Raw genomic sequence first — 25332 nt, forward strand, 5'->3', positions numbered from 1 at the left:
TTTGAACGGCACAGCGGCACGCCAGCATGGCGTGAGCGGAGAGTGAAGATGATGAAATCGCATTGGCTGTTTGTTTCGGCCGCGTTGCTGGCCCTGCCGGCCGCCAGCCTCGCGCAGACCGCGCGCGCCACTGCACCTGGGGATTTCTTCAAGCAGCCGCCCGGCACGGATTATTATCTGGCCAACTACACCGAGTATGAGAGCTATCTGAAGAAGCTGGCGACCGAGTCCGACCGCTTGAAGCTGGTCGATATCGGCAAGTCCGCCGAAGGCCGCACCATGTGGGTGGCGATCGTTTCCACCCCGGCCAATCTCGCGAAGCTGGAGGAATATCGCCGCATCGCCGAACGCCTGGCGCGGGCCCGCGGCGTGGACGAGGCACAGGCCCGGGCGCTGGCGGCGCAGGGCAAGGCAGTCGTGTGGATCGATGCCGGCCTGCACGCCACCGAAACCGTCACCGCGCAAGGGCAGATCCAGGTGCTGCACCGCATGCTGACCCAGAACGACGCCGAAACCCTGCGCATGCTGGACGAATGCATCATCCTGTTCGGCCACGACAATCCCGACGGCATGGAATTGGTGAGCAATTGGTACATGCGCCACGCAGACCCGAAAAGCCGGGAATTCGATACGATACCAAGGCTTTACCAGAAATATATCGGCCACGACAATAATCGTGACTCCTATATGGTGCAGATGCCGGAAACGGAAAATGTCAACCGCGTGCTGTTCCGGCAATGGTATCCGCAGATCGTCTACAACCAGCATCAGACCGGGCCGGACGGCATGGTGGTGTTCGTGCCGCCGTTCCGCGATCCGTTCAATTACAATTATGATCCGATCGTGATGACATCGCTGAACGAAGTGGGTTCGGCCATGCATTCCCGGTTGATCGCTGAAGGCAAGGCCGGTTCGGGCATGCGCAGCACGGCGCCCTATTCGACCTGGCACAACGGCATGGAACGCAGCGTCGCCTATTTCCACAACAGCATCGGCCTGCTGACCGAGATCATCGGCGGACCCACCCCCACCAGCATTCCGCTGGTGCCATCCACGCAACTGCCGCGCGGCGACATCATGCTGCCGATCAGTCCGCGGCCGTGGAAGCTGCAGGACACGCTCGACTATCAATGGACGCTGAACCGCGCCGTGCTCGATTATGCCTCGCGCAATCGTGAGCGGCTGTTGTTCAATATCTGGCGGATGGGCGCCAACAGCATCGAAAAGGGCAGTCGCGACAGCTGGACAGTGACACCATCCAGGGTCGCCCGCCTGGCCAGTGCCGCGCCGTTCAGGCCGGAAAACGGCAGCGACCAGCCCCGCCAGCGCCCCGGCGGCCCCAAGCGGGTGGATCCCAAACTCTACGCCAGCGTGCTGCAGGCACCCGAAGAACGGGATCCGCGCGCCTATGTCATCCCCGCCGATCAGCGCGATCTGCCGACGGCGATCACGTTCCTGAATGCGCTGATCAAGAACGGCGTGGAGGTGGAACGCGCCACCGCCTCGTTCACGGCCGCCGGCAAGACCTGGCCGGCCGGCAGCTTCGTGGTGCGCACGGCGCAGGCCTATCGGCCACATGTGCTCGACATGTTCGAGCCGCAGGACCATCCCAATGATGTGCCCTATCCGGGCGGTTCACCCACGGCGCCCTATGATGTGGCCGGTTACACGCTGGCCTATCAGATGGGCGTGGCCTTTGATCGTGTGCTGGAAGATGTGCCCGGCAATTTCACCGCCGTGAACGATCTGATGGCGCCACCCGCCGGCCGCATCACCGGCGACAGCAAGGCCGGAGGGGGCAATGCCGGCTGGCTGATCGGCCACGAAACCAACAACAGCGCCATCCTGACCAACCGGCTGCTGAAGGCCGGCGTGAAGCCGGCCTGGGTGAAAGAGGCCGTGACGCTGGGCAATGAAACGCTGGCGCCCGGTGCCATCTGGGTGCCGGCATCCGGCGCGGCGGGTGCCGTGGTCCGGAAGGCGGTGGCCGAACTGGGCCTGGTCGCGCATGCCGTTGCCAAGGCGCCGGCCTCGCCCACCATCGGGCTGCGCCCGGTCCGGCTGGGATTGGTGGACCGTTATGGCGGGCTGATGACCGCCGGCTGGACCCGCTGGCTGCTGGAACAATATGAATTTCCGTTCGAGCTTGTCTATCCGCAGCGCATCGAGGCTGGCGGCCTGAAGCGCAATTTCGATGTGCTGCTGTTTGTCGATGGCGCGCTGCCCGGGAAGGGCGCCTGGGGCAATGACCGCGCCGCGGCGCAGCCAAAGCCGGAGGACACGCCGGCCGAGTTCAAGGCAATGACCGGCAATCTCAGCGATCCGAAAACGGTTCCGGCGGTGGGCGATTTCCTGCGCGGCGGTGGTGCCGTGGTCGCCATCGGCGGCTCGGCCCGTTTCGCAGAGCTGTTCGGCGCGCCGCTGGCGCTGGCGCAGCGCCGGATCGAGAATGGCGAGGAACGGCCGCTCGATACCAGGAATTTCTTCATTCCGGGATCGGTGCTGCGGGCCCAGGTCGATCATCGCCAGCCGCTGGCCTATGGCCTGCCCTCGGAAGTGGATATCTTCTTCAATCGCTCTCCCACCTTCGTGCCGGCCGCCGGCCAAGGCACGGCAACGCAAGTCAGCTGGTTCGAGAACAAGGCCGTGCTGCGCAGCGGCTGGGCGGTGGGCCAGGAAAAACTGGCCGGCACGATCGCCGTGGCCGACATTGATGTTGGCCGCGGCAAATTGTTCGTGATGGGCCCCGAAATCGTGCAGCGCGCCCAGGCCTATGGCACGTTCAAGTTCCTGTTCAACGCGCTGCATTATGGTGGTGCCGCGCGTTGAATCAGGCGTTTCAGCCTGCCGCGCCGTCCGCTTCCGCGATGATGAGGCGGTAGCCGGCATCATGGCTCTGCTGCGTGCGCAGTTCGCCATGGTGCCGATCCCACGCGCCTGAATCGAGGTCATCCGCCAGCCGGGCCAGCCCAGCCTCCAGGCCCGGCAGCGCCCAGAAGGACGAACTGCCTGACCGGATGCGCGCGTCGAGATAGGCTTCGGGTCGCCGCCAATAGGCATAGAGAAAGCCATCGGTGCAATCGTGCGGCACCCACAAGGGCTCGCTGCGAACGGGGCCCAGCCAGCTGGCATAATCGGCCATGGCCGGCATCTGCGCCTCATCCAGCCGCGCCAGTTCCGGCAGATAATCCGTCAGCCACGGGCGCTGCGCCGGATCGAAGGTGAGCAGCACGATGCGCCCCTTCGTCACCCGCCGCACCTCGCGCAGGCCGGCCGCCTTGTCGGGCCAGTGATGGATGGTCAGGATCGCCATCGCCGCATCGAACGCCTTGTCGGCAAAGGGCAATGCATCGGCGCTGGCCTGCACCACGGCCGCAGCCGGCTGCCGGCGCTTGCGGATCATTTCGATGGAGGGCTCGACGGCGGTGACATCGCGATCGGTCGGCTCATAGGATCCGGTGCCGGCGCCGACATTGATCACCGTCCGCGCCGGCCCCAGCGCCTGCGCAATGGCTGCCGCAATCCGCGGATCGGGGATGCGCAGATCGGCATAGTTGATCCCGATCGTGTCGTAACGAGTCATGGCTGGCTTACAGCGGCGGCCCCGGCGGCAGCGGATTGCGGCTGCGCGGGCCCTTGCCCCACGGCACGCCCACCGATTTCGGCGCCTTGCCCGCCGGATCGGCGAGATAGGCCGCGATGTCGGCCGCCGTCTGCTTGTTGAAGGCCGCCCCCAGCGCATCGCCGCCCTTTGCCGGCAGCGTTTTCGCCAGATCACCCAGAGTCTGCAATGCCAGCGCGCGGGCTTCCGGCGCGGTGGTGGTGGACGCGCCGAGGATCATGAGCCCGTCCAGCACCGCCTTCTGCACCACGCGCAGCAGCGCCGCATCGCCGCCCTTCGCATTCCAGCTTGCCGCCATCAGCGCGTCGATCAGTTCCGGCAAGGTCACCCCGTCCGTCCCGCGCGCCTGCAAACTCACCAGCCGCGCCGCGCGGTCGGGGGCGAGCAGGGGCTCCACCACCAGCGCGGCAGCGATGCGGGCGGCCTGCAGCTGGTTGAACACCGGATCGTCGGACAGATCTTCCAGGTTGCGGCCGGGATCGGGGGTCAGTTCCGCCAGCAATTTCTCCGGCATTGCCAGTTCGGTCGGCTTCAAACTCTCCAGCAGCAGCGCCAGCGTGTCGCGCTGCAACTTGGCCGGAATCGGGCGGGTCGCCGGGCCGGGCTCGCCCTTCACCTTGATGTCGGTATAGAGCCCGCCGATATATTTCACTGCCGATTCAATCTGATAGCGGTGGTGGAGATAGACCATCCACAACCGCAGGTTGCGCAATTCGCCCACCGGTTCCCCCGGCAGCAGCACTGAATCCGGCCCATAATTGGCCAGCATCACCCGCCGCGCCGCCAGCGCTTCGGCCAGGCCTTCCGCCGGGGTGGCCCGATCATCATACCAGGTCCAGCGCGGATCGCTGTCGGGCACATAGAGCAGGCCCTGTTGGCGCATGTCGGCAATGATCGCGTCCAGCCCGGCCCGTTCATCCTTCAGCGGCGTATAGGCATATCGCGCCATCATCACATCATATGCGCCAATTGCCTTCTGGAAACTCTCGGACAGGTCGAGCTTGCCGCCCTTCACCGTCACCCGCGGTGTCGGATATTCCATCACCGACGCGCGGTTGTTCAGGCTCGATGCAAAATTATGCCCAAAGCCCAGCGCATGGCCGAACTCGTGCGCCGTCAGCAGCGCCTGGCGCAGCAGCACCATGTCGCGCTGGCCCTGCGGCATGGCATCGAACTGGCCATTCACCAGTGCCGGATCGGCCACCGTCACGCCGCTGCCATCGCCCGGCAGACCGCCGGCATAGGCATCCCAATAATTGCCCACGGTGCGGATGCGGTGGCTGTCCATGCGCACCTTGGCGCCCAATATCTCGCCCGTGCGCGGATCGCGATAGCTACCGCCCGATGAAAAGCCGCGCTCATCGCGGTTGATCCACTGCATGTAGTTGTAACGGATATCCTGCGCATCCATGTCCGCCGGCGCGTCCTTCGCCACCAGCGCGTTCCGGAAACCGGCGGCTTCATAGGCCTTGTTCCACCACAGCAGGCCCTGCTTCATGGCGTGGCGGATGGGGGCCGGGATGGCCGGATCGAACCAGACGGTGATCGGCGTCACCGGTTCGGAAAGCGCCGCTGTCGGGTCCTTCTTCTCCAGCCGCCAGCGCGTCACCCATTCCGTATCGATGCCGCCTGAAAACGGTGCGCTGAAATCCTTGAAGCGCAGCGTCGAAACCCCGATGCGCGGGTCGGCCACGCGCGGTGTGTAACCCGTGGGGGCCTTCAGGAAACTGTGATGCACCCGCATCGTCACCTGCTCGGCTGACGGCGCCACCCCGCGCACCAGCCCACCGGGATTGTCCGCCGTGAAGGTGGCAAAAATCTCCAGCTCGGTATTCAGCGGATAGGCCCTGGTGCGCGCCGCATTCAGCGCCGATCGGCCCGCGTCAAACTTGTACGCGCCCTGGTTGGCCCGGCGCATGATCGCATCCACACCCGCCGCATCGCGCATCACCAGCGCGGTGGCATCCACCACGATCTTGCCGCCGGCATCGCTTTCAATCGGCAGGCTGGCGATGATGGTGGTGGGGAAACTGTCCTTCACGCCCTGTTTGTGCGCCGCGTCGCCGGCAAGACTGCGGAAAGCCAGATTCTGCTCCTCCACCAATATCTTGCCGCCGACACGGCGGAAGTGGATCAGGCTCGAATCCATCGTGCCGCGATCAAACGGCAGTTCCACCGAACCGCCGCCACTGGCCAGGCTGACGTAATAGAGAATATCCGTATCCAGCGCCGGCACCGTCAGCAGCACGCGGCCTTTCGCGGCGTCGATGCTCACCGGCATATAGGCCGCATCCTGCGCCCGAACCTCTGCAGTTGCTGCACCCGTCAACGCCACCAACGCTGCGCCCATCAAGAACCGCTTCATGCCTGCCCCCATTGCTCAATCCCGGCAGAGTGGCACCCGAACGCATCACAAGAAAGCCGGCTTTTGACGCAGGCTCACCCCTGCGCCACACTGCGCCCTGTCATGATCTCAGCGCCCGAACCCCTGGCCCGCTTCATCGCCGAGGTGGAGCACGCCCTGGCCCAGCCCGCCGCGCACGAAGCCGTGAGCGCCGCCCTGGCCCGGCTGGTCGCCCACGACGATTGGCTGCCGCCCGCCTATGCCCAGCCGCACCCGGATCATTACCAGCAATATCTGCTCCACGCCGATCCCGCCGGGCGGTTCAGCATCGTCAGCTTCGTCTGGAGCCCCGGCCAGGCGACGCCCATCCACGATCACGGCGTTTGGGGCGCCGTTGGCGTGCTGCGCGGCGCCGAACACAGCCAGCACTATGTGGCCGACGGCACCACCCCGCCACGCTACACCGGCGATGGCCACACGCTCCACCCCGGCGCCGTCGAACTGGTCGGGCCAGAGGTGGGAGACATCCACAAGGTCTCCAACGCCCACCCCGCCGTCTCGGTGAGCATCCACGTCTATGGCACCGATATCGGCCGCCACCCCCGCCACGTCTATCCAGCGCAGGGCGGCATCAAACCCTTCATCTCCGGCTACGCCAACGGGCCGGAGACGCCGGCCTTCAGCGCCTAACCCGCGCTGCCCACCTTGTAGTCATCCTCCAGCTGCACGCCGAAACTGTTCAGCGCCATGGAGACCATGGTGTACTGGCCCACGGCGAACACCAGGTCGATCAACTGCTGCTGGCTGAACCGCGTCGCCAACTGCGCCCAGGTCGCCTCGCTGATGCAGTGATCATCCATCAACTCGTCCACCGCGCGCAGCAGCACATCATCCGGCGCCGCACTGCCCGGCTCCGGCCCGGCCTTGCACTTGTCGAAATCCGCCGCGCTCATCCCGGCGGAATCGCGGCCAATGGCGACATGATGATGCCACTCATAGGTTGCCCGCGCCCGCCAGCCGACCCGCAATATCGCCATTTCCCGGGTGCGCGCATCCAGCGATGATCGGAACAACACCTGCCCGCCCCAGGCCGCAAAGGCCTGCGCCAGCTTCGGGTGATTGGCCAGCGTCTTGAAGATGTTGAACACCGGCGCATCGGCGGCCCCCATCTCGGCCGGTCGGTTGCCCAGCATCGCCTCTCGCAATGCCGGCTCCCATGCGTCAGGCTCCAACGGCGCGATGCGGGGCGTGGAAACTCGATGCGGCAGGTCCATGGCGTGTCTCCCTTGTCCTGCCATCATAGGCACGTGGCCGCGCCATTTCCAATGCCGGCGAAATCCCCTAAGCTGCCTGCGAAGCCGGCCGGGCGTTCTTTGCCTGAACCACAGGGGGCAGCATGCACCGACGCAGTTTCATCGGCGGCCTCGCCGCACTCGCCCTGGCGCCGCCGGCACGGGCAGCCGCCCGCTGGTGCCCGCTCTGGAACGGCCGCAACCTCGATGGCTGGGCCCGGCTCGGCGATGCCGCCTGGACCATCGAGAACGGCATCCTCGCCTGCGACCACGGCCCGATCAGCTACCTCGTCTCCACGCAAGACTTCACCGATTTCCAGCTCCGCGCCATATTCTGGGTGAGCGACAACGCCAACAGCGGCATCTTCATCCGCTGCACCAACCCGGCCGAGGTCACCCCGGTCAACAGCTATGAAGTCAACATCTTCGAACAACGCCCCGATCAACGCTTCGCCACCGGCGCCATCGTCGGCGTCGCCCCGGTCGCGGCGGTGCCGAAAACCGGCGGCCGCTGGAACCACATGGACATCACCGCCAGGGGCGACCGCTTCACCGTCACCATCAATGGCCAGCGCACCGTGGACAACGTGGCCGACACCAAACACATGAGCGGCCGCATCACCCTCCAATACGGCGCCGGCGTGGTGAAATTCCGCTCCGTGAAGGTGCGGGAGCTTTAGGTTGGAAGGCAAGTAAAAAGCCTCCGGCGGGCACGGCCTGAGGCCCAGCACCCACTTTCCTTTTCTCACTCCCACTCCACTCTCAACCCGGACTTGGTCCGGGACGGAGGCCTCTTACTTCTCCTCCACCCCCACCACCCGCCGCTGCCCATCCAGCCGCAGGGTGAGGCTGGCGTGGCGGGGTGTGTCCAGCAGTTGCCAGCGGGTGAGCCGTTCATAGTGGGCGCAGAAGCGGGTGAGGGCAGCGGGGGACATGCCTTTCCGGCCGGTGGCGCGGGAGAGGCCGGCTTCCTGCTGGGCGCGCCAGCGCGGGACGGTGGCCCAATCGGGGGCGGCGAGGAAGATGAGGGTGTCGAGCATCGCCCAGGCGCGTTGGTAGTGGCCGGCCAGCGCCTGGTTGACGTGGGTGCGCCAGCGGGCGTGCGGGTCTTCGCCGGCTTCGAGCGCGTTGATCGGTTCGGCGAGCAGAGCAGCGGGTTGCGGGCGGGCGCCGATGCACCAGCCTTCCAGGATGAGGATGTCGATCCGTGCGAAGTGCCGCCAGTGTTGTGGGGGCAGGCGATCGTCGGCCAGCTTGTCGAACATGGGAAGGCTCACCGGCCGGCCGGCTCGGACGCGCAGCAGGGTGTCGATCAGCAGCGGCAGATCATGCGTGCCGGGTGGCCCGCGGGTGGCGTGCAGCGGGTGGACGTTTGCGGCCAGGGCCTGCCGGCGGGCGCGTGTCAGGTAGAAATCGTCAAGCGAAACGGCGACGGCCACGGGCGCCGCGTTGGCGCCAGCCGTCGGAACACCGCCGCCAGCCGCCGGCCAGCGATCGGACACGGCCGGCAGCCGCTGCGCCAGCCCTGCCGCCAAAGTGGACTTGCCCGATCCCTGCGCGCCGGCCAGGCCGATGATCAGCGGCGTGCGGTTCAGCCGGGGTTTCAGCCAATCGAGGAGCAGGGGCAGGGCGTCCATCCCGGCACGCTGCCCCGGCTTCGTCGGGCCCGCAACCCTGCCCATCAGGAGGGCTTGCGCAGTGCGGCGCGGCGGGGCCTGATGGCGGCATGAACGATTGGCCTGATATCCGCGCCGCCGTGGCGAAACTCTGCACTGGCTTCCCCGGCGAATATTGGCGGGCGAAGGACAAGGCGGATGCCTATCCGATTGAATTTGTTGAGGCCTTGACGCGTGAAGGCTGGCTTTCGGCGTTGATTCCGGAGGAATTTGGCGGCTCCGGCCTGCCGCTGTCGGCCGCCTGCGCCATCCTGGAGGAGATCCACGCCAGCGGCGGCAATGGCGCGGCGGCGCATGCGCAGATGTATGTGATGGGCACGTTGCTGCGCCATGGTTCGGCGACGCAAAAAGCCCAATATTTGCCGGCAGTTGCCCGCGGCGAGCTGCGCCTGCAGGCCTTTGGCGTGACCGAGCCGACATCGGGCAGTGACACGCTCTCCTTGCGCACGACGGCGGTACGGGATGGTGACAACTATCTGATCAATGGTCAGAAAATATGGACGAGCCGGGCCGCGCAGAGTGACTTGATGGTGCTGCTCGCCCGTACCACGCCCAAGGACCAGGTGGCGAAGCGCACCGAGGGGCTTTCGGTGTTCCTGCTCGACATGCGGGATTGCCCGGGGCTTTCGATCCAACCGATTGAAACCATGATGAATCATGGCACGACAGCGGTATTCTTCGACAATGTGAAGATCCCCGCCGCCAACCGCATTGGGGAGGAAGGACAGGGTTTCCGCTACATCCTCTCCGGCATGAATGCAGAGCGAATCCTGATCGCCGCCGAATGTATTGGTGATGCCCGATTTTTCCTCGATCGGGCAACAAGTTACGCCAAGGAACGCCAGGTGTTTGGCCGACCGATTGGGCAGAACCAGGGCATCCAGTTCCCGCTCGCCCAGGCCCACGCCCGCGCCCACGCCGCAAAGCTTGTCGTCGCCGATGCCTGCCGCCGCTATGAGTCCGGCGAAGTGGCCGGGGCGGAGGCCAATATGGCCAAGATGCTGGCTGCCGAAGCAAGCTGGCAGGCCGGCGAGGCCGCGATGCAGACTTTGGGTGGTTTCGCCTTTGCCGCCGAGTACGACATCGAGCGCAAGTTCCGGGAAACACGGCTTTATCAGGTGGCGCCGGTCTCCACCAACCTGATCCTGGCCTATATCGCCGAGCATGTGCTGGGCCTGCCGAAAAGCTATTGAGGCTGGCAAAAACCGCAATCGACGACAGTGCCCACAAGCGTAGGGTGCGCCGGTCAATCCAGGGAGAATTGCAATGGCCGAAGCCTATATCATCGATACCGTCCGCACGCCGCGTGGCATTGGCAAGGTGGGGAAGGGCAGCCTGGCCGACATGCACCCGCAGCACCTCGCCGCCGCCGTGCTGAAGGCCATTGCCGAGCGTAACCACATCAATACCGCCGAGGTGGACGACATCATCTGGTCGACCTCCACCCAGAAGGGCCGCCAGGGCGGCGACCTTGGCCGCATGGCGGCGCTGGATGCCGGCTATGATCTGAAGGCCAGCGGCATGACGCTGGATCGCTTCTGCGGCGGTGGCATCACCTCGGTGAACCTCGCTTCCGCCCAGATCATGAGCGGCATGGAAGATCTGCTGATTGCCGGCGGCACCGAGATGATGAGCTATACCGCGACGATGGCGCAGGAAGAGCGTGCTGCCGGGCTGGCCCCGATGATGATGGGCAGCGGCAATGCCCGGCTGCAGGCGCACCACCCGCAAAGCCACCAGGGCGTGTGCGGCGATGCCATCGCGTCGATGGAAGGCATCAGCCGCGCCGACGTGGATGCGCTGGGCCTGGAAAGCCAGAAGCGCGCCGCGCAAGCCATTGCCGAAGGCCGTTTTGCCAAGAGCGTGATCCCGGTCTATCGCGAAGACGGCACGCTGGCGCTGGACCATGAGGAATTCCCTCGTCCGCAGACGACGATGGAGGGCCTCTCCCAGCTGGAGCCGAGCTTTGCCAAGCTGGCCGACATGCCGCTGGATGCCCAGGGCACTACCTTCCGCAAGCTGATCAACGCCAGATACCCGGACCTGAAGATCGAGCATATGCACCATGCCGGCAATTCGTCGGGCGTGGTCGACGGCGCGGCCGCCGTGCTGCTGGCGAGCAAATCCTATGCCGAAAAGAACGGCCTGAAACCGCGTGCCCGCATCGTGCAGATGGCCAACATGGGCGATTGCCCGACGCTGATGCTGAATGCGCCGGTGCCGGCGGCGCGCAAGGTGCTGGCCAAGGCCGGGCTCACCGTGGACGATATCGATCTGTGGGAAATCAACGAAGCCTTTGCCGTGGTTGCGGAAAAGTTCATCCGCGATCTGAAGCTGGACCGCGACAAGGTGAACGTGAACGGCGGCGCGATTGCGCTGGGCCATCCCATTGGGGCCACCGGTTCGATGCTGATCGGCACCGTGCTGGACGAACTGGAGCGCCGCGATCTGAAGCGTGGCCTGGTCACCATGTGCGCGGCCGGCGGCATGGCCCCGGCGATCATCATCGAGCGCATGTGATTGCAATGCGGGGGAGGGGCTGATGTACCAGCTCCTCTCCGGCCTGCGCGTCGTTGAAGCGGCGGCCTTTGTCGCCGGGCCGACTGGCGGCCTGTATCTGGCCCAGATGGGCGCCGAGGTGATCCGGATCGACCAGATTGGCGGCGGCCCGGATTACAAGCGCTGGCCGCTGACCGAAGCTGGTGACAGCCTCTATTGGGAAGGGCTGAACAAGGCCAAACGCTCCATCCAGATCGATCTTTCGCGGCCAGAGGGGCGTGAACTGGCCATTGAATTGGCCACGGCGCCGGGGGACGAAGCCGGCCTTTTCCTGACCAATTTTCCGGTGGAGGGTTTCCTCAGCCACGCCAATCTTGCCGCGCGCCGGCCAGACATCATCACCGCCCGTATCATGGGCTGGGCCGATGGCAAGCCGGCGCTGGACTACACGGTGAATGCGGCTGTCGGCGTGCCGGCGATGACCGGGCCGGTGGGTGATGATCGCCCGGTCAACGCGGTCCTGCCGGCCTGGGATCTGCTTGGTGGCAGCTGGGCAGCGTTCGCCATGGTCAGCGCGCTACACCGCCGCCGGCAGACGGGGGAGGGCGCGGACATAAGGGTGCCGCTTTCCGATCTGGCTGCCACTTCGCTGTCCCATCTCGGTTTTGCCGCTGAGGCGCTGTTGCAGGGCGACCGCGGCCGGCTGGGCAATGATCTGTTTGGCGCGTTCGGGCGGGATTTCGCGACGGCCGATGGCCAGCGCATTTACCTTGTCGCCATCACGCCGAAGCAATGGCGCGGCTTGGTGGCGGCGCTGGGGCTGGCCGACGCGGTGGCAGCGGTGGAGGCGGCGACCGGGGCCGATTTTACCAGGGATGAGGGCGCGCGCTTCACCCATCGGGCGCAGCTGTTTCCGCTGTTCGAGGGCGCGATGGCGAAACAGGGCCTGGCCGATCTCGCGCCTCGGCTCGATGCTGCCGGCGTGACCTGGGGGCCGTATCAGACATTGGCTGAGGCCGTGCATGGCGATGCGCGGCTGTTCACCGCCAATCCGCAGTTCCAGACCGTGAAGCACAAATCCGGCCTCACCTATCCCGCTGCCGGTCCGGCGGCGACGCTTGCTGGCGAAGCGCGCGGGGCCGTGCGGCCGGCGCCGCAGCTTGGTGCGGATACCGACGCGGTGCTGGCCGAAGTGTTAGGCCTTGCCAGTGGCGCCATCGGCAAGCTGCACGATGAAGGGTTGGTTGCATGACGCCCGACGACATCGCCCACTGGCAGAGCTGGCGTGCCAAGCCGGAATGGCGCGAGGAGGTGCTGAACGGCCCCGATGTGGTGCGGTTGGCCGAAGCGCTGAACTGGGACGTGGAGGCGCTGGGCTGGCCGCCCCTTGGCCATTTGGCGCTGTTTCTGCCGCCACCGGGCCCACGTGGGGTTGATGGCCATCCAGTGCGTGGCGGCTTCTTCCCGCCGGTTTCCTTGCCGCGCCGCATGTTTGCCAGCGCGGACTATCGCTTTCATCGCCCGCTGATCGCCGGCATGCCGGCCATGCAGATGCGGGTGCTGGAAAGCCTCGCGCCCAAAACCGGCAAGACCGGGACGCTGCTGCTGGGCACGGTGCGGGTCGAGATCTGGCAGGAAGGCGAAAAAGCGCTGGAGGAAGTGCAGACCATCGTCTGGCGCGACGATGGCCCGCCGCTGCCATTGCCCGTGCCGGCCAGCCCTCTGCCGATCGGTGATGCCGCGTTCACCCCCGGCTCGGTGCAGCTGTTCCTGTTTTCCGCTGCCACGGCCAATGCCCACCGCATCCATTATGATCTGGCCTATGCGCAAGGCGAGGAGGGCTATCCCGGCCTTGTCGTCCACGGCCCGCTGGTGGCGGCGCAGCTGCTTGGCCTGTGGGAACGGCGGCACGGGCCGGCGAAGCGCTTTGCCTTCCGGGCGCAGGCGCCGCTGTTTGCCGGCCAGCCGATCGCACTGGCAGCAAGCGATGATGGCTTGCAGGCGGTCCGCTGTGACGGCACGGTAGCGATGAGCGCAAACGCGGGGTGAGGCAATGGACAGCGAAACCTTCGGCCTGCTGAAGGACCAGTTGAGCCGCTATGTCGAGGAGCGGCTGATCCCGGCCGAGGACATGGTCGAGGACATCGACGATATCCCGGCTGATATCGTGCATGAATTCAAGGAGATGGGCCTGTTTGGCCTGTCGGTGCCGGAAGACTATGGCGGGCTGGGCCTGACCATGAGCGAGGAGTCGCAGCTGGTGCGCATCCTCACCCGCGCCAGCGTCACCTTCCGCAGCCTGATCGGCACCACCGTCGGCATCGGCAGCCAGGGCATCATGATCGATGGCACCGAGGCGCAGAAAGCCGAATGGCTGCCTCGCTTTGCCACCGGTGAAGCCATTGCCAGCTTTGCCCTGACCGAGCCGGGGGCGGGTTCCGATGCGGCGTCCTTGCGCTGTTCGGCGGTACGCGAAGGTGATCATTATCGGATCAACGGCACCAAGCGTTACATCACCAACGCCCCGCGCGCGACCGTCTTCACCCTGATGGCGCGCACCGAGCCCGACATGAAGGGCGCTTCCGGCATCAGCGCCTTCATCGTGCCGGCCGACAGCCCCGGCATTTCGCTGGGCAAACCCGATCGCAAGATGGGCCAGCGTGGTGCCAAGACTTGCGACGTGATCCTGGAGGATGTGCTTGTGCCGGCTGCCAACATCATCGGCGGCGTGCCCGGCCAGGGCTTCCGCACCGCCATGAAGGTGCTCGATCGTGGCCGCATCCACATCGCCGCCGTGGCACTGGGCATGGCAGACCGGTTGATCGACATGAGCCTGACTTACGCCATGGAACGCCAGCAGTTCGGCAGCCGCATCGGCGATTTCCAGCTGGTGCAGGCGATGCTGGCCGACATGGAGGTAGACCGGTTGACCACCGCTGCCCTGCTCGAACGCACCGCCGCGCGCTTTGATGCGGGCGAGGTGACAGCCCGCGAATGTTCGGTGCTGAAACTCCACGCTTCGGAAGCCGTCGGCCGCGTCGCCGATCGTGCCGTGCAGATCCACGGCGGCGCCGGTTACATGGCGGAATACAAGGTGGAGCGTTTCTATCGCGATGTGCGGCTGCTGAGGATCTATGAAGGCACCAGCCAGATCCAGCAGACGATCATCGCCAAGTCCATGATGCGGGAGAAGAGCTGATGCGCCGGGCTGCAATTGTTTCCCCCATTCGCACCGGGGTTGGCCGTTTTGGCGGGTCGCTGGCGGGCTTTCCGGCCGGTGAACTGGGCGCCATCATCCTGAAGGCGCTGGTCGAGCGCACCAAGATTGATCCGGAACGCGTGGACGACGTGGTGTTCGCTCACGGCTATCCCAATGGCGAAGCGCCGTGCGTGGCGCGCTGGAGTTGGCTGGCTGCGGGCTTCCCGGAATCCGTGCCGGGCGTCTCGCTCGACCGGCGCTGCGGATCGGGCCTGCAGGCGGTGATCGACGCATCGATGCGGGTGGCGACGGGCGCTGCCGATATCGTCGTGGCCGGCGGTGTCGAAAGCATGAGCCAGGTCGAATATTACAGCATCGATCATCGGGGTGGCGCGCGCATGGGCAGCACCACCTTCCACGACCGGTTGGTGCGCGGCCGGGTGATGAGCCAGCCGATCAGCCGTTACGGCGTGATTTCCGGAATGATCGAAACCGCCAACAATCTGGCCAAGGATTATGGCATCAGCCGCGAGGCATGCGACGCCTATGCGGCGCTTAGCCACCAGCGCGCCGCCAGGGCCTGGGCCGATGGCAAGTTCGCCGATGAACTGGTGCCGGTGGAGATCCCGCAGAAGAAAGGCCCGCCCACCGTCTTTGCCGCCGACGAGGGCATCCGCGCCGATGCGACGCCGGAAAGCCTGGCGCTGCTGAAGTCCATCGAGAAGGATGGTGTCGTCACCGCCGGCAACGCCAGCCAGCAGAATGATGGCGCGTCGGCGTGCCTGGTGGTGGCCGAAGAACTGCTGGAACCGCTGGGCCTCGAACCCATGGCCTGGCTGCATGGCTGGGCGGCAGCGGGCTGCGATCCCTCGCGCATGGGCATCGGCCCGGTGCCGGCGGTGGAGCGGTTGTTCGCGCGCACCGGCATGAAATGGGATGATATTGATCTGGTCGAATTGAACGAAGCCTTTGCGCCGCAAGTATTGGCGGTGCTGAAGGGCTGGGGTTGGCATGATCCCGACAAGCTGAACGTCAACGGTTCAGGCATCAGTCTTGGCCATCCCATCGGCGCAACTGGCGGGCGCATATTGGCTTCGTTGTGCCACGAAATGCAGCGGCGAAAGGCCCGCTTTGGATTGGAAACCATGTGCATCGGCGGCGGTCAGGGACTGGCCGCCATCTTCGAAAGAGTCTGATCATCTCTGTGCCAAGTTGTTAACTTCTTTCCGCTTTCTTGAGCCTTCATAGTTTGGTAACAGAGGCTTGAGTTTGATTCGGGGGAGTCAGTCGCGTCCGGGGGCTTATCGTCACGATCGCGGCACATTCCTCCAGATCGGGGCAATCGCCCTACAGCAACGGCTAACCCCGGTCGGGGGCTAGGAGCGGTGCCAGTCCTTGCGGGCTGGCACCGTTTTCCTTTTCCGGCTACCCCCGGATCATGACTGAAACGATCGCTCCCGCCGCGCTGGCCGGCATCCGTGTGCTTGATCTGTCGCGCGTACTGGCCGGGCCGTGGAGCACGCAGATCCTGGCCGATCTGGGCGCCGATGTGGTGAAGGTGGAAGCGCCCGGCAAAGGCGACGATACCCGCGCCTGGGGCCCGCCGTTCCTGCAGGGGCCGGACGGGCAGGACGAGATCGGTACCTCCGCCTATTATCTGGCCGCCAATCGCAACAAGCGCAGCATCGCCGTGGATTTTGCCGATCCCGCTGGCGCCGCCCTTCTGCGCGAGCTGGCGATGAAGGCCGATATCGTCATCGAGAATTTCAAGGTGGGCGGCCTGAAGAAATATGGCCTCGATTGGGAGAGCCTGCGGGTGGTGAAACCCAATCTCGTCTATTGTTCGGTCACGGGTTTCGGGCAGACCGGGCCTTATGCGACGCGCGGCGGTTATGATTTCGTGGCGCAGGGCATGGGCGGCTTCATGGCCATCACCGGCGAGGAGGGCGGCCAGCCCTTGCGGGCCGGGGTCGCCATGGCCGATGTGACGACCGGGCTCTATGCCACCATCTCCATCCTCGCCGCGCTGCGCCATGCCGAGCGCACCGGGGAGGGCCAGCAGATCGACATCAGCCTGCTCGACACCCAGATTGCCTGCCTCGCCAACCAGGCGATGAACTGGCTGGTGGGCGGCGTCGATCCCGGCCGGCTGGGCAACCGCCATCCCACGGTGGTGCCCTACAAGACGTTCGATGTGGCCGATGGCACCATCATCATCGCCATCGGCAATGATGGCCAGTTCCGCGCTTTCTGCACGCTGATGGGGGTGCCGCAGCTGGCGCAGGATGCGCGCTTCGTCACCGCCCGCGCCCGCCTGATCAACCGCGACGCCATCGAAGCCGAAGTGCAGCGGCTGGTGGCAAACGAGCCCGGCCTGCCACTCATCGACCGGCTGGCCGCCGCCGGGGTTCCGGCCGGGCCGGTGAACAAAGTGAGCGAGGTGTTCGCCGATCCCTTCATCGCCGCCCGCAACGTCGTGCATGATTTCGTGCGGGCCGACGGCGCCCATATCCCCAGCGTCGCTTTTCCCGGCAAGTTGAGTGCCACACCGGCCACCATGCGCCGCCCGCCACCGCGCGTCGGCGAAGACGAGCAAAGTATTTTGGCCGATTGGCTGGGCAGTTAACCGGACTTTTACGCAAAACAGCGACAATAACACCCGTAATGGATGCGTAGTTGCGGGTGGCGAGCGTGTTTGAAGATCGTGATACCAACGTCGGTGGCGTTGTCTGGGTGCAGCGCGCCTTTCTGGTGATGGCGGCCCTGTGGCTGGTGGTGCAGGGCCATCTTGGCAGTTTTCTCGGCGCCTGGGATGAAAGCCATCTCGCCGGCAATATCTGCTGGTTGCTGATTTTCTACTGCCTGGCGCGCACGTTGCTGGACTGGGGCCTGACCAGCCTGCGCCTGCACCGCATTTCAACCGATGCGCTGTTTCTGGCCGCCGTCATTCTGGGCCTGGAAGTGGCGTGGCAGGCGATTGCCGGGCCGACCGGCATGGCCACAACAGCGGGCTTTGCCATTTTCGTGATGCAGCCCGTCCTGGTGGTGATGGGCATGGCCAGTCTGCACCGCCAGGCCTTCACGACCCCGTGAAATTCGGCGGCCGCTTTTCCAGAAACGCCGTCATCGCCTCCTTGTTGTCAGCCGTGGTGTGCGCCAGCGCCTGCATGGCCGCCGAAAGCTGCAGCACGGTTTCCAGACTGGCCTGACGCGCTTCCCACAGCAGTCGCCTGGTCATGCGCACGGCCTGCGGCGGGTTGGCGGCAATACGGGCCGCATAGGCACGGGCGGCATCGAGCAGTTCGGCATCGGGCACCACCTTGCTCACCAGCCCGATGCGCAGCGCCTCGGCGGCGTCCACCATGTCGCCGGTCAGCGCCATTTCAGCGGCCTTGGCATGGCCGACGACGTGCGGCAGCAGCCAGGCGCCGCCATCGCCGGGGATGATGCCCAGCTTGACGAAACTCTCGGCGAATTTCGCACTCTCACCCGCCACGCGGATATCGCACATGCAGGCCAGATCGCAGCCGGCGCCAATGGCTGGGCCATTCACCGCCGCCACGATCGGCACTTCCAGCGCCGCGAACGCCCGGGGCAGGCGCTGGATGCCGGTGAGATAGTTGCGGCGGGTCTTGATCGGCGACGCACTGGCCAGCCCGTCGCCGCTGGCCATCTTCTTGAGATTGCCGCCTGAGGAAAAGGCACTGCCGGCGCCGGTAAGGATCGCCACCCGCGCTTCCGGATCATTCTCCAGTCGCACCAGCGCCGCCAGGATCGCATCCACCATGTCATCATCCGAAACCGGGTTGCGCAGTTCCGGCTGGTTCAGCGTGAGCGTAACGATGTGGCCATCGCGTTCGTAAAGGACATGCTCGGTCATTTCACTCTCCCGGATCCGCCTTTGTGGCGGTCATGGCGGTCTGTGCCACTGCCTTGGGCCAGGGCGGCCTGATTGTCGGTCTGCAATTTTGACAGTTTTTCCGCATCTTGTGGGTTTTCAACCGGCGCAGCGGCCAGAAATCCGCACCCGCCAGCGGCCCGGCCAATCCCATGATGACAGGATCCGGCCGTGTAGGACAGGCCATCACCGCACCCCCAGCCCGCGCGCGATGATGCCGCGCAATATCTCGCGGGTGCCGCCGCGCAAGCTCACCATCGGCGCGATCTGCACCGTGGCGTGCAGCGTGGCCAGCAGCGATGCGGGCGGATCGGGGATCAGCGGCATCAGGCTGCGGGCGATTTCGGGGATGGCCTGTTCGAAAGTGGCGCCCAGATCCTTCACCATGGCGGCTTCCAGTGCCGGGTCTTCACCGGCTTCCAGCAGGGCCGCCATGCCGCGTGCCATCAGCCTGAGCACCATCAGGTGCGCCGCCAGCCGGCCGATGGGGGCATGGGCGGCAACCGCATCCTCGGGCAGCGCCGCGACCAGTTCCTCGGCCAGCACCAGCGTCGACAGGAAGCGTTCGGGGCCGGAGCGTTCATAGGCCAGCTCGCTCATCACCTGGGCCCAGCCATTGCCCTCGGTGCCGACCAGCGCATCGGCGGGTACGAACACATCATCGAAATGCACTTCGTTGAAATGATGCTCGCCCATCAGATCGATGATCGGGCGGACGGTTAGGCCAGCGGAGTCCATCGGCACCAGCAACTGGCTCAACCCTTCATGGCGCTGGCCGGCTCCGGTGCGGCACAGCAGCAGCATGGCGTGCGCCTTGTGGGCATAGGTGGTCCACAATTTCGTGCCGCTCACCCGCCAGCCGCCGTCCACCGGCTGCGCGCGGCTGGTGAGCGCGGCCAGGTCCGATCCCGCCCCCGGCTCGCTCATGCCGATACAGGCAAACAGTTCGCCGCGCGCGATGGCGGGCAGATAGGCCGCCTGCTGGGCCAGCGTGCCGAACTTGAGCAACAATGGCCCGGTCTGCCGATCGGCGATCCAATGCGCCGCCACGGGCGCGCCGGCCGCGAGCAATTCCTCGATCACCACCAGCCGGTCGAGCGCGCTCTTCTCGTGCCCGCCCACCGCCTTCGGCCAGGTCATTGCCAGCCAGCCGCGTTCGCCCAGCTTGCGGCTGAAATCCGGGCTGTGGCCGTTCCAGCTGTGGGCGCGGACGTCCGGAGGCAGGGCAGCCAGCTCCTCGGCCAGAAAATCCCGCACGTCGCTGCGCAAATCGGCGCGCGCGGCGGTTTCGGTCACCACCGGAAAGCGAAAGCGATCACTGGCCGTGGCCGGTTCGGCGAGATCGAGCAGCGGTTCATCCGTCGCCAGCCGCCACAGGCTGCCGCGCGCCAGCACGTCAGCGCCCAGCCGTGTGTGCCAATCATGTTCGCTGCCGGCCACATCGCGGCGCTGCCACAGCGCACGCGTGAACAGGTGCAGGCGATGTTCCGCCGTCACGCCGATGGCGCCGTGCAACTGGTGCGCCAGCGCCGCGACCACGCCGGCCGCTTCGCCGGCGCGGGCCTTGCCTGCCGCGACCAGCGCCCAGTTTTCACCCGCCAGCCCCAATCCTGCCAGGCCCACGGCGGCGCCGGCGGCCGCCGTTTCCGCCGCCATCTGCGCCAGGCAGTGCTGCACCGCCTGGTTCTTCGACAGCGGCTTGCCGAACTGCTGGCGCGTCTGGGTCCACTCCAGGGTCAGCGCCAGCACGGCTTCGCACAGGCCGGCGATCTCGGCGGTGGCCAGCGCCGGCGCCCACAATTCGGCCGGACACTCTGGGGCCGCGTCGATCATCGCTGCGGCCAGCGGCCACGGCGCGCCGGCCTTGCCGTGCGCGCGGGCGATGGCCAGCACGGTCGCCGCATCCAGCGCCAGGCCGCCCGCCGCCTCACTGGCCAGCGCCAGTGGCAGGCCGGCGGCGGTGATGGCGTCCCACCCGTCCGCTCGGCCGCCTGCACGCGCCGCGCGCAAGCGCGCGTCCGTCGCTTCATGCGCGAGCAGCCGGCTCACCTGATCGATCAGCACATCATCCATGGCGGGCAGCTTAGGCGCAGCTTTCGTCTGCGCACAGGCTGGAGTTTCCGCCAGCCATTGCAGCCTGCCATTGCGGACCCCCATTGCCCCGCTGCGCCGGCTCGTCCACGATTGCACCATGCTTTCGGCGCTCGACATGTTTCGTGTGGGTGTTGGCCCATCCAGCTCGCACACGGTGGGGCCGATGCGCATCGCCCTGCGCTATGGCCAACAGCTGGCGCGGCGGCGCTGGCCGGAAGGCGCGCGGGTGGTGGTGACGCTGCAAGGCAGCCTCGCCTTCACGGGCCATGGCCACGGCACATTGCGCGCGGTGACGCTGGGGCTGCTGGGCCATGCGCCGGAGACGTTCGATGCGGCGCAGGCCGAGCGCGATCTGGCTGCGCTGGAGCAGAGGCGGCAGCTGAGTAGCCTTGCCTTTGATCCCGCCACCGATATCCGCCTCGATTACGAGACCCGCGATCTGCTCCACCCCAATGCCATGCGGCTGGCGGTGGTGGCGGGCGATGCGGTGCTGGCCAAAGAGGAGTGGTTCTCCACCGGCGGCGGTTTCATCGCCAGCCGCCGCCAACTGGAACAGGCTGCGCCGGCCGATCAGGTGGCGACCGGCCATGCGGTGCCGCACCCTTTCGGCAGCGCGGCCGAACTGCTGACCATTGCCGAAGCCACCGGCCAGAGCCTCGAAACCATCGTGCTGGCCAATGAAGACGCTGTTCGCCCGCGCAGCGAGACCATCGCCGGCCTCGATCATGTCGCGGCCGTCATGCTGGCCTGCATCGAACGCGGGCTGCACACCCACGGCATATTGCCCGGCGGCCTGAAGGTGGAACGGCGCGCGCCGGCGCTATGGCAGCAGTTGCAGCAGGGCCGCAGCGCCAATGAGCCGGAGCGGCTGTTCGACTGGCTCAACGTCTATGCCATGGCGGTGAACGAGGAAAATGCCGCCGGTGGCCAGGTGGTGACAGCGCCCACCAATGGCGCGGCCGGCATCCTGCCCGCCGTGATGAAGCATTATTGCGAAGGGGCGGAGCAACGCCGGCGCTTTCTGGCCACGGCGGGCGCCATCGGCCTGCTCTACAAGCAGCGCGCCTCGATCTCCGGCGCTGAAATGGGCTGCCAGGGCGAAGTCGGGGTGGCCTGCTCGATGGCGGCGGCGGGGCTGGCGGCGGTGTGGAATGCCACGCCCACCCAAGTCGCCAACGCCGCCGAAATCGGCATGGAGCATAATCTTGGCCTGACCTGCGATCCCGTTGGCGGGCTGGTGCAGATCCCCTGCATTGAAAGGAACGCCATCGGCGCGGTGAAGGCCGCCAACGCCGCCCGGCTGGCGCTGCATCGAACGGGGCTGAGCCGCGTGAGCCTCGACCAGGTGATCGAGACGATGCGCCAGACCGGTATCGACATGAGCCACAAATACAAGGAGACGAGCCAAGGGGGCCTGGCCGTCAACGTGGTGGAGTGCTGAAGATGAGCGTCACGCTGTCCGTTGCCGATCACATCGCCACCATCACTCTCAATCGCCCGGAAAAGCGCAATGCGCTGAGCCAGACGATGCTGGCCGAACTGGAACGGCTGGCTGACAGCCTACGGGGCGCCGGCGATGTCCGCGCCGTGGTGCTGCGCGGGGAGGGGACGGATTTTTCGGTGGGGGCCGATATCGGCGAGATGGAAGGCCGGCTTGCCAACCCGGCGGCGCTGGCGGAAGCGCGGCGGGCGGCGCAGCTGGGCGCGCGGGTGATGCGGGCGGTGCAGGGCATTGATCAGCCGACCATCTGCGCGCTCAAGGGCGTGGCCACGGGCGGCGCCACCTGCATCGCCACCGCCTGCGATTTCCGCATCGCGGCGGCCGGCGCGCGGCTCGGTTATGGCGAGGTGAAGATCGGCATCAACCTGATGTGGAACGCGCTGGGGCCGCTGATTGAGCTGGTTGGCCCGGCGCGGGCCAAGCGCATGGTGATGACGGGCGCGCTGTTTGACGCGGAGACGCTGGAGCGCTGGGGCCTGATCGACGCGATCGTGCCGGCCGGCACTGAGGATGCCCGCGCGCTGGCGCTGGCCGCCGAATATGCCGCGCTGCCGCCACTGGCCGTGCAGATGATCAAGCGCAGCATCAATGCCGTGTCGGGCGCGCTCCACGCCGCCGTGCTGCACGCCGATGCCGATCAATGGCTGCTGGCGACACAAGGCGCGGATTTTGCCGAGGCGCTGGCGGCGTTTCGGGAGAAGCGCGCCGGCAATTTCACGGGAAATTGACTTCGTTGGTAATTGCCACACCTCCCTCCGCGCCTGATGCTGAGCCATCACGGGGAAATCTTCATGCTGCTCATCCGCCTGCTCTGCGTCGTCATCTTTGCCAGCCTGAGCGTCTACACCGCGCCGGTGTTGCTGGCGGAACCCAACCTGTTCCCGGCCTTTTTCGGGGCGATTGCCGGCGGCGGCTGGCAGGGGCAGTTCAACCTGGATTTCCTGTTCATGCTCACCCTGTCGGGCCTGTATGTCGGCTGGCGACACCGGGGCACGCCGGCCGGGCTGGCGCTGGCTGTGGTGGCCTTTCTGGGCGGTGCGATGTTCCTGTCCGTCTATCTGTTCGTGCAGAGTTTCCGCTGCAAGGACGTGCGCACGTTGCTGGTGGGTTGACGCGCGCCGCCACGCCGCCAATCTGGCGCGGTGACGATTTTTGCCCTGCACAGCCCCGAAGCCAGTCTGGTCCTTGAACAGTCAGGCAATGCGCTGCTGTGGCGGCACCTGGGTCTGAAGTTGGATGTGGAAGGCCTGCCGCCGCTGGCCAGCACGCGCGGCGCGGCGACCTTCAGCCTTGATGCAGACGTGCCCTTTGCCAGCGCGCCCGGCCTCGGCTGGTTCGGGCCGCTGGCGGTGGGAATCGCGGGGCAGGTGCTGCGCTGGGCGGTGACCGATGTCGCAGCGGATGCGGATACGCTGCGCGTGACAGTGACCGATGCCGATACCGGGCTGATCCTCGAACAAGGATTTCGCGCCGTGCACGGCGGCTTCGAGATCAGCGCCACGCTGGGCAATGATGGCCCGGTGCCGATCGCGATCGATCATCTGGCCGGTGCGTTGCTGCCGCTGCCCGCCGGGCTGGACCGCATCCTCAGCTGGCGCGGCCGCCATGCCGCCGAATTCGTGGAATGCGTGGAGCCGCTGCCCGCCCACCAGTGGCGGCGGGAGAGCCGGCGCGGTCTGCCCGGCCATGGCGGCCCGCCCGGCCTCTATCTGCTGGGGCAGTGCGCCGGCTGGGATCAGGGCCTTGTGCTGGCGGCGCAACTGGCGTGGTCGGGCGATGCTGCGCTGGCGGTGGAGCGCGATGACGAGGGCCGGTATTTGCTGTCGGCGGGCATGGCAGATGGCTTTACCCTGCAACCCGGTCAACGCTTTGCTGCGCCGCCGCTTTTGCTGGCGATCAGCGGGCAGGGCCGCAACGGCGCGATGCAGCAGATGCATGGCCTGGTGCGAGCGCGGCTGGATTGGCCCTCAGGGACAATGCGCCCGCGCCCGGTGCACTTGAACAGCTGGGAGGCCTGCTATTTCGGCCACGATCAGGCCCGCATCCTCGAACTGGCGCAGGCGGCAGCGGCCATCGGGGCGGAGCGCTTCATCCTTGATGATGGCTGGTTCCTCGGCCGCAATCATGACCGTGCCGGGCTGGGCGACTGGACGGCCGATCCGGCCAAATATCCTGATGGGCTGAAGCCGCTGGCCGATGCCGTGAACGCGCTGGGCCTCGAATTCGGCCTGTGGGTCGAACCGGAAATGGTCAATCCCGACTCTGATCTGTACCGCGCGCACCCCGATTGGGCGCTGCATGTGCCGGGTGCGCCGCAGCCCACGGCGCGTAACCAGCTGGTGTTGAACCTGTCGTTGCCCGTGGTCGAGGATTATCTCTTCACCGCGCTCGACACGCTGCTGCGTGAGGTGCCGATTGCCTATCTGAAATGGGATCACAATCGCGATCTGGCGCCGCCGGGCGGCATCGGTCAGGTGCAGGGCCTCTACCGCCTGCTCGCCCGCCTGCGCGCGGCGCATCCGAATGTGGAAATCGAAAGCTGTGCCGGCGGCGGTGGGCGGATCGATGCCGGCATTGCCCAGTTCACCCACCGTTTCTGGACCAGCGACAATCTTGATGCCGTGTCGCGCGTGACCATCCAGCGCGGATTCCAGGCCTTCTTCCCGCCCGAGGTGATGGGCACGCATGTCGGCGCCAGCCCGGCCCACGCCACCGGCCGCCGCCAGACGCTGGGCTTCCGCGCCGGCGTGGCGCTGCCCGGCCATTTCGGGGTTGAGCTGGACCCGGCGAAGCTGCCCGAAACCGAGCGCGCCGAACTGGCCGGCTGGATCGCCTTCCACAAGCAGTGGCGTCATCTGCTGCACGGTCAGACGCTGGTGATGGGCGAGGGGCCTGACGGATTGCTGTGGCAGGCCAGCGGTGATGGTGCCGATTGGCTGGTGCTTGTCACCCGCATCGCGCCACCGCAGGATCGTCGGCCGCAGCCACTGTTGCTGCCGTTCCTGGCCGGCGCTGGCCCCGTCCACGCCCGACTGCTCGCCCGTGCCGGCAGCACGCCGCACCGGGGCTTTGGCGAACCGGAACTGCGGGCCGCGCTGTCAGGCGAAGGGGTGCGTTTCCCGGCCGATTGGCTGGCCCATGCCGGCCTGCCAATGCCACCGCTGCTGGCCGAAAGCGTGGCGGTGTTTCACCTGAAGGCGTGACGGC

General features: G+C 66.5%; 21 protein-coding genes. 15 read left to right on the forward strand and 6 right to left on the reverse strand.

The window, feature by feature from the left end; all coding sequences use genetic code 11:
* The first annotated feature begins 48 nt into the window (after positions 1-48).
* Positions 49-2829 carry a M14 metallopeptidase family protein gene (locus tag D619_RS0104725; RefSeq protein ID WP_017667420.1) on the forward strand — a complete coding sequence of 927 codons (2781 nt, stop codon included), beginning with the start codon at positions 49-51 and terminating at the stop codon, positions 2827-2829.
* 10 nt (positions 2830-2839) lie between these two features.
* Here the strand turns inward: D619_RS0104725 and D619_RS0104730 are convergent, their stop codons facing one another.
* Both D619_RS0104730 and D619_RS0104735 read right to left on the reverse strand, forming a co-directional pair.
* Positions 2840-3583: a class I SAM-dependent methyltransferase gene (locus D619_RS0104730; RefSeq protein ID WP_017667421.1), complete on the reverse strand. Its 744-nt coding sequence runs from the start codon at positions 3581-3583 to the stop codon at positions 2840-2842.
* Between the two features lie 7 nt (positions 3584-3590).
* Positions 3591-5987 carry a zinc-dependent metalloprotease gene (locus D619_RS0104735; RefSeq protein ID WP_017667422.1) on the reverse strand — a complete coding sequence of 799 codons (2397 nt, stop codon included), beginning with the start codon at positions 5985-5987 and terminating at the stop codon, positions 3591-3593.
* Positions 5988-6089: 102 nt separating this feature from the next.
* On the opposite strand from D619_RS0104735, the gene D619_RS0104740 reads away from it, so the two are divergent.
* Entirely contained in the window at positions 6090-6656 is a 567-nt protein-coding gene (locus D619_RS0104740) for a hypothetical protein (protein ID WP_017667423.1), read from the forward strand.
* Here the strand turns inward: D619_RS0104740 and D619_RS0104745 are convergent.
* Positions 6653-7240, reverse strand: coding sequence for a carboxymuconolactone decarboxylase family protein (locus D619_RS0104745; RefSeq protein ID WP_026090723.1), 588 nt, complete (start codon positions 7238-7240; stop codon positions 6653-6655). The genes D619_RS0104740 and D619_RS0104745 overlap by 4 nt on opposite strands.
* A 122-nt stretch (positions 7241-7362) precedes the next feature.
* On the opposite strand from D619_RS0104745, the gene D619_RS0104750 reads away from it, so the two are divergent.
* Positions 7363-7938 carry a DUF1080 domain-containing protein gene (locus D619_RS0104750; protein WP_017667425.1) on the forward strand — a complete coding sequence of 192 codons (576 nt, stop codon included), beginning with the start codon at positions 7363-7365 and terminating at the stop codon, positions 7936-7938.
* Positions 7939-8052: 114 nt separating this feature from the next.
* On the opposite strand, the gene D619_RS15595 is transcribed toward D619_RS0104750, so the two are convergent.
* Entirely contained in the window at positions 8053-8895 is an 843-nt protein-coding gene (locus D619_RS15595) for a hypothetical protein (protein WP_017667426.1), read from the reverse strand.
* An 89-nt stretch (positions 8896-8984) separates the two neighbouring features.
* On the opposite strand from D619_RS15595, the gene D619_RS0104760 reads away from it, so the two are divergent.
* From D619_RS0104760 to D619_RS0104795, 8 genes are all read left to right on the forward strand, one after another.
* Entirely contained in the window at positions 8985-10127 is a 1143-nt protein-coding gene (locus tag D619_RS0104760; protein ID WP_017667427.1) for an acyl-CoA dehydrogenase family protein, read from the forward strand.
* 73 nt (positions 10128-10200) lie between these two features.
* A complete protein-coding gene (locus tag D619_RS0104765; RefSeq protein WP_017667428.1) occupies positions 10201-11454 on the forward strand; it encodes an acetyl-CoA C-acetyltransferase in 1254 nt (417 codons plus the stop codon).
* A gap of 22 nt (positions 11455-11476) precedes the next feature.
* A complete protein-coding gene (locus tag D619_RS0104770; RefSeq protein WP_017667429.1) occupies positions 11477-12685 on the forward strand; it encodes a CoA transferase in 1209 nt (402 codons plus the stop codon).
* Complete coding sequence (locus D619_RS0104775; protein WP_017667430.1) at positions 12682-13482, forward strand: hypothetical protein; 801 nt, start codon at positions 12682-12684, stop codon at positions 13480-13482. Before D619_RS0104770 ends, D619_RS0104775 begins: the two co-directional genes overlap by 4 nt.
* 4 nt (positions 13483-13486) lie before the next feature.
* The gene (locus D619_RS0104780) at positions 13487-14632 is read left to right on the forward strand and encodes an acyl-CoA dehydrogenase family protein (RefSeq protein ID WP_017667431.1); all 1146 of its coding nucleotides are present in this window, start codon (positions 13487-13489) and stop codon (positions 14630-14632) included.
* Positions 14632-15828 (forward strand): acetyl-CoA C-acetyltransferase, encoded by a 1197-nt coding sequence (locus D619_RS0104785; RefSeq protein ID WP_017667432.1) that lies wholly within the window; start codon positions 14632-14634, stop codon positions 15826-15828. Before D619_RS0104780 ends, D619_RS0104785 begins: the two co-directional genes overlap by 1 nt.
* Before the next feature lie 254 nt (positions 15829-16082).
* The gene (locus tag D619_RS0104790) at positions 16083-17258 is read left to right on the forward strand and encodes a CoA transferase (RefSeq protein ID WP_081587055.1); all 1176 of its coding nucleotides are present in this window, start codon (positions 16083-16085) and stop codon (positions 17256-17258) included.
* 65 nt (positions 17259-17323) lie between these two features.
* A complete protein-coding gene (locus D619_RS0104795) occupies positions 17324-17725 on the forward strand; it encodes a hypothetical protein (RefSeq protein WP_152417305.1) in 402 nt (133 codons plus the stop codon).
* Here D619_RS0104795 and D619_RS0104800 read toward each other — a convergent pair.
* Together D619_RS0104800 and D619_RS17555 are read right to left on the reverse strand one after the other, a co-directional pair.
* Positions 17712-18512, reverse strand: a complete 801-nt coding sequence (locus D619_RS0104800) for a crotonase/enoyl-CoA hydratase family protein (protein ID WP_017667435.1) — start codon at positions 18510-18512, stop codon at positions 17712-17714. The two genes, D619_RS0104795 and D619_RS0104800, sit on opposite strands and share 14 nt — an antisense overlap.
* Before the next feature lie 204 nt (positions 18513-18716).
* On the reverse strand, positions 18717-20603 hold the full coding sequence (locus D619_RS17555; RefSeq protein ID WP_017667436.1) for an acyl-CoA dehydrogenase family protein: 1887 nt from the start codon (positions 20601-20603) through the stop codon (positions 18717-18719).
* A 118-nt stretch (positions 20604-20721) separates the two neighbouring features.
* On the opposite strand from D619_RS17555, the gene D619_RS0104810 reads away from it, so the two are divergent.
* The 4 genes from D619_RS0104810 to D619_RS0104825 all read left to right on the forward strand — a co-directional run bounded on the left by D619_RS0104810 (position 20722) and on the right by D619_RS0104825 (position 25328).
* Positions 20722-22065 carry an L-serine ammonia-lyase gene (locus tag D619_RS0104810; RefSeq protein ID WP_017667437.1) on the forward strand — a complete coding sequence of 448 codons (1344 nt, stop codon included), beginning with the start codon at positions 20722-20724 and terminating at the stop codon, positions 22063-22065.
* Between the two features lie 2 nt (positions 22066-22067).
* Positions 22068-22853, forward strand: coding sequence for an enoyl-CoA hydratase/isomerase family protein (locus D619_RS0104815; protein WP_033372977.1), 786 nt, complete (start codon positions 22068-22070; stop codon positions 22851-22853).
* 63 nt (positions 22854-22916) lie between these two features.
* A complete protein-coding gene (locus tag D619_RS0104820) occupies positions 22917-23237 on the forward strand; it encodes a hypothetical protein (RefSeq protein WP_026090725.1) in 321 nt (106 codons plus the stop codon).
* 30 nt (positions 23238-23267) lie between these two features.
* On the forward strand, positions 23268-25328 hold the full coding sequence (locus D619_RS0104825) for an alpha-galactosidase (protein ID WP_017667440.1): 2061 nt from the start codon (positions 23268-23270) through the stop codon (positions 25326-25328).
* The last annotated feature ends 4 nt before the right edge of the window (positions 25329-25332 follow it).

Origin of the sequence: Sandarakinorhabdus sp. AAP62 (genome assembly GCF_000331225.1) — a bacterium.
In the GTDB taxonomy this organism is placed as follows: Bacteria; Pseudomonadota; Alphaproteobacteria; order Sphingomonadales; family Sphingomonadaceae; genus Sandarakinorhabdus.